The organism is Okeania sp. SIO2B9, assembly GCF_010672505.1.
Lineage (GTDB): Bacteria > Cyanobacteriota > Cyanobacteriia > Cyanobacteriales > Microcoleaceae > Okeania > Okeania hirsuta.
The window spans coordinates 1-5,162 of the sequence record NZ_JAAHGK010000477.1 but is presented as its reverse complement, the minus strand read 5'-3'; the positions used below and the strand labels follow the sequence as shown (position 1 = coordinate 5,162).

At 38.7% G+C, this 5,162-nt stretch carries 5 protein-coding genes; 4 read left to right on the top strand and 1 reads right to left on the bottom strand.

Annotated features, from left to right (window positions below; all coding sequences use genetic code 11):
- The first annotated feature begins 483 nt into the window (after positions 1 to 483).
- From rseP to rpsN, 3 genes are all read left to right on the top strand, one after another.
- Complete coding sequence (gene rseP, locus F6K13_RS17250; protein WP_124146602.1) at positions 484 to 1,581, top strand: RIP metalloprotease RseP; 1,098 nt, start codon at positions 484 to 486, stop codon at positions 1,579 to 1,581.
- 592 nt (positions 1,582 to 2,173) lie between these two features.
- A complete protein-coding gene (gene nth, locus F6K13_RS17245; protein ID WP_124146601.1) occupies positions 2,174 to 2,842 on the top strand; it encodes an endonuclease III in 669 nt (222 codons plus the stop codon).
- Between the two features lie 520 nt (positions 2,843 to 3,362).
- Complete coding sequence (rpsN, locus tag F6K13_RS17240; RefSeq protein ID WP_124146600.1) at positions 3,363 to 3,665, top strand: 30S ribosomal protein S14; 303 nt, start codon at positions 3,363 to 3,365, stop codon at positions 3,663 to 3,665.
- A 313-nt stretch (positions 3,666 to 3,978) separates the two neighbouring features.
- Here the strand turns inward: rpsN and F6K13_RS17235 are convergent, their stop codons facing one another.
- Positions 3,979 to 4,308 carry a hypothetical protein gene (locus F6K13_RS17235; protein WP_124146599.1) on the bottom strand — a complete coding sequence of 110 codons (330 nt, stop codon included), beginning with the start codon at positions 4,306 to 4,308 and terminating at the stop codon, positions 3,979 to 3,981.
- Positions 4,309 to 4,348: 40 nt separating this feature from the next.
- Between F6K13_RS17235 and aat the strand changes: the two genes are divergently transcribed.
- Positions 4,349 to 4,927 (top strand): leucyl/phenylalanyl-tRNA--protein transferase, encoded by a 579-nt coding sequence (aat, locus tag F6K13_RS17230; RefSeq protein WP_124146598.1) that lies wholly within the window; start codon positions 4,349 to 4,351, stop codon positions 4,925 to 4,927.
- Positions 4,928 to 5,162: the final 235 nt, after the last annotated feature.

Here is a 5,162-nt window from a genome sequence, read left to right as displayed (position 1 = left end):
GCTCCGAAAGGCAACAGGCAACAGGGAATAGGGAATAGGGAATATATAGGAAAAAAGTATTTTTGCAAATATGAGATGCACCCATTTGATATCTTGACAAAGGTAGGAGTTTTTAGCAAAGGAGCAGGACTGTGAACTCAGGAACTCGAGAAATAGAATAGGGGAAAAAGGTGAAAATTTGCCCCCATATTCATCATCTACCTATATTTACAGCACTTTTGAGGAACCGTGAGGTAAAGTTTAATATTAATCTCTATTCCCTAAACTCCTAAAACTTTGTACCTTATCAACTCCAAAACTACTGTAAGTACATAAATAGACATCTCCAATAATCAAAAATAAAATCAATTATGGCACTCCTATTCATCAATTCTTTCCCTCTACTCCCTACTCCCTCTTTTCTGGAGATGCCTAATAGATCCCATCAAGGTTCTATAATAAAGGTTTAACTTTATATAATTGGAAACTTAACAGGAATAACTAATGTCCGTATTGTTAGCGATCGCAGTTTTAGGCGCACTCATTGTAGTTCACGAGTTAGGCCATTTTCTAGCAGCTCGACTCCAAAAAATCCACGTTAATCGTTTTTCCATCGGTTTATTTGGCCCGGTATTATGGAAATATCAAGGGCCAGAAACAGAATATGCTATCCGCAGCTTTCTATTTGGCGGTTTTGTGGGTTTTCCCGATAATGACCCCGATAGTACAATTCCCAAAGATGACCCAGACCTATTACGCAACCGCCCTATCCTCGACCGAGCGATCGTTCTCAGTGCGGGAGTAATTGCCAATCTAATATTTGCTTATTTTCTATTAGTTACTCAAGTGAGTATCATTGGCATACCAGAATTTAACTATGCTCCCGGAGTAAAAGTTCCAGCAGTTGCTACAGACGTTAGCTCTGTCGCTACTAAAGCAGGTATTAAAGCAAATGATATTATTTTATCCGTTAACGACCGGCAATTAGGCCCAGACAAAGAAGCTATTACTACCCTAGTAGAAACAATTCAAAATAATCCGAATAAATCTTTGGATATGGAGCTTGAGCGTGACGGACAAAAGCTATTTGTTGAAGTCACACCAGACTTAGGAGATGATGGCAAAGGTCGTATTGGAGTACAACTAATTTCCAATGGAGACATAGTGCGAAATCGCCCTGACAATATTTTTGCAGCTTTTAGTGTCGGTGCTAATGAATTTCAAAGGATTGTAGTTTTAACAGTTCAAGGTTTTGGACAACTCATTAGTAACTTTAGTCAGACAGCAGGACAACTTGCCGGGCCTGTGGCCATTGTAGATATGGGGGCAAAAATTGCTAAAGACAATGTAGGGGAATTATTTCAATTTGCAGCATTGATTAGCATTAACTTAGCAGTGATTAATATTTTACCTTTACCTGCTTTAGACGGCGGTCAGTTAGCATTTTTACTCATAGAAGGAGTAAGAGGTAAACCCTTACCTATGAATATTCAGGAAAATGTGATGCAGACAGGTTTAGTAGTATTGTTAGGTTTAGGAATTTTCTTAGTTATTAGAGATACTGCTAATCTGGAGGGAGTGCGATCGTTACTGCAAAGGTAAAAGATAGTATCATGTCCGGTTGAATATTTAGGAGGAGTTAGTCCTCAGGAGTCAGGAGAAAAACAGAAGGAAAAAGGAGAAGAAAGTTTTTGTTCATCGCGTAAGCGGAACGGAGTTCTATCGCACTATTCAACGGATATAGTATAAGTAGGCATGAACGATAGGTTCGTTTTTCCTTTAGGACTTACGCATGAGAAGGTATTTCTGTCATTGCGACCAACAGGGTTTGCGGAGCATTCCGGGACGGAAAGCAATCTCAAATGCTACTTTTTAGTGCCTCATGCGTCAGTCCTGTCCTTTTTTTCTTTCGAAAATTAAGTTCTTGAGTAAAATAAGTAAAGACATAGATGGAAAAAGTGGTTGATTTTACTTTCCTTCCTTACTCTTGCCTCTTCCTTCTTCCTTATGGTATAAATTATTCTTTCCTTTCTGGGCGTTGCTGAATCAAGGGATGAATCTTTTTTGAACAGGTAAATCTCATCCTTAATACTTCATACTTCTTTTTTGTCCAAGCATACAATTCATCCCACAAATATGCAACGCCTTATTCTTTCCTTTCTGTCTCTTTCTTCTTCCATCTTCCTTCCCAATAATGGTGACAACTCGTAAATTTTCAGCGAAGCGAAAGCGATCGCTCGAAATACTCCTTCGTCTCAAACGTCTTTATCCAGATTCCACCTGTACCCTGAGTTATCAAACCCCAGTACAGTTACTTGTGGCAACTATCCTTTCTGCCCAATGTACAGATGAACGAGTTAATAAAGTTACACCTGCCTTATTTGAAAAATTCCCGGATGCTGTAGCACTAGCAAATGCAGATCTTGAAGAATTAGAAAACCTAGTGCGCTCCACAGGATTTTATCGTAATAAAGCCAAAAATATTAAGGCTACTTGCCAAATGATTGTTGAAAAGTTCAACTACCAAGTGCCAAAGCAGATGGAACAAATGTTACAACTACCAGGAGTAGCAAGGAAAACAGCTAATGTTGTTTTAGCTCATGCCTATGGAATTATTGTAGGGGTAACAGTAGATACTCATGTTAAACGGTTAAGTCAAAGATTGGGTTTAACAGAACATTCCGATCCAATTAAAATAGAGCGAGATTTAATGCGGTTACTACCTCAACCTGATTGGGAAAATTGGTCAATCCGATTAATTTATCATGGCCGGGCAGTTTGTAAGGCCAAAAATCCAGCCTGCGATAAATGTATATTGGCTGACTTATGTCCTTCGACCGCAGATTTGCAGAAACCTACTTGAGGTATAGAGGTAATAGGGAGTAGTGAGTAGGGAGTAGGAAGTAGTAAAATTTCTAGCAATACTAAACGTTTAAGGGTTTAACATCCTCTACTGACTACTAACTACTAAATTGAAGTGAGATTGTTCAAGCAGACTTTAATATAATACCGTATTAGTTGAATAGCGTGATACAAAACTTTCTTCTCCTCTCCTAACTCCTGACTCCTCCGTCATTATTTATTTGATTAAGTATTGAAGCGAACTTGATATAATATCAAATCCGCTCGGGTTCGGTATAAAAAAATGTTCTAACCGATGCGCCATTGCTAAATTTTTCTTGATATTCCCTTCCTGGGACGGGTTAGGAGTGATGGGGACTCACTCTATCACCCTAGCTCCCTAGCTCCCCATCACCCCATCACCCCATCACCCCATCACCCTATCTCACCACACCTGACAAAATCTATGGTATTATTAGAGATTGGGTTAATACCTTAAAATTAAAGATACCGATTATTTGGAGCAATTAAAGAAACTAATCATGGCAAAAAAGAGCATGATCGAGCGTGAGAAAAAACGCAAAAAATTAGTAGAAAAATATGCTGCTAAACGTGCAGAGCTTAAACTGCAATTTGAAGAAGCAGAAGATTTAGAAGATAAAATAGAAATCCATCGTCAAATCCAAAGATTACCTCGTAATAGTGCCCCTTCTCGGGTGCGAAACCGTTGTTGGTTAACTGGACGCCCAAGAGGTTATTATCGGGATTTTGGACTATCTCGTAACGTTATCCGAGAAATGGCTCACGAAGGTCTTCTACCAGGAGTTGTTAAGTCTAGTTGGTAGTTTATAGCTATCTACACTGAGCTTTCAGGTTAGCTGAAAGTCTTATATCTCTTATTTAGGGGTGGGTTAAACAAATCAGTTTGTCCACCTGTAATATTATGTCCAGTTGAATACTTATTATTAAGATAAGTAGGATAGTAGGGGAGTAGGGGAGTAGGGGAGTAGGGAAAATAGAAAGATTTGCTGTTGAAGCAAGAGAAAAAGTTTTTTCCACATCGCTATTATCAAGACATGATATAAAAGATGGGAAAATAAGCGCCCATTATGCCAAAACCCCCCCTAAAAAAGTAAGAACTGGGAATATTAAAATCTTTTATTGTCCACAACAGCGTTCTATTCCCAGACTATCTAATAGTAAGTCACTAACAGCATTGGCGATCGCGAACTCTCCATAAAAACTCTGGGAAAAATCAAAGGCTTGCATTTCTGTCACAATAGCAATTACCAATGAGCCTAAATCATTTTCTCCTTCCATACGGTGGCGAATAAATATTTGGGCCGCTCTTTTAGCAATGTCCTCATTAACTTTTTCCGGGATAAACTCTTGATTGAGCCATTTGTGTAAGGAAGCTCGCAACCATTCCCCTTCCTGTTCGGGGTTTTCTGCTGTGGGTAAAGTAATTGGTTTTATTGGTTCAGGCATAATCTTAAATTTTCTATTATAAATTGTTAATGGTAATTCCATGATAGAATATGATATTAACTCCATCATACAAGGATATGCTCAGGGCTATTTCCTCATGGCGAATGATGGAGAGAATAGTTTAAAGTGGTATGGTAGTAGGAAACGAGCTTTGATTCCTTTGGATGAAAGATTTCGCTATCCACGGTCACTACGTCGTATAATTAATCAAAATCGTTTTACTGTTGGTGTTAATCAGGATTTTGAGGCTGTAGTTGAAGGTTGTGCAGATCGAGAAACAACTTGGATATCTGGGGAACTCAAGCAGATTTACAAAGCTTTGAATCAAGCGGGGTATGCTTATAGTTTTGAGACTTGGCAAGGAGATGAACTTGCTGGGGGGATTTTAGGAATTGTGATTGGTGGGGGTTTTATTGGGGAGTCAATGTTTTTCAATATTCCTGAAGGGTCGAAGGTGGCGATGGTAAAGTTGGTGGAGCGACTCAGGGAGCGACAGTTTGTTTTTTTTGATGCTCAGATGAATAACCCCCACTTGGAAAGATTTGGAGCTTATACTATTAGCGATAAAAAGTATAAAGCACTTTTGAAATTGGCGTTAAGTCGTCGATGTAATCTATAGTAATTAGCACTCAGTTATTAGATACTGATTTATAAACTAAGTCTTCAACTCGCTCTCAACCTATGACTGTCATTGCGAGGGAGCTGAGAAAGTAATTATTTTGGTTGATCAAGAAATAAGGTCTCAAGTCTCCCCTTATGACTACTCTAAAGCGACAGTTTGTTTTTTTTGATGCTCAGATGAATAACCCCCACTTGGAAAGATTTGGAGCTTATACTATTAGCGATAAAAAGTA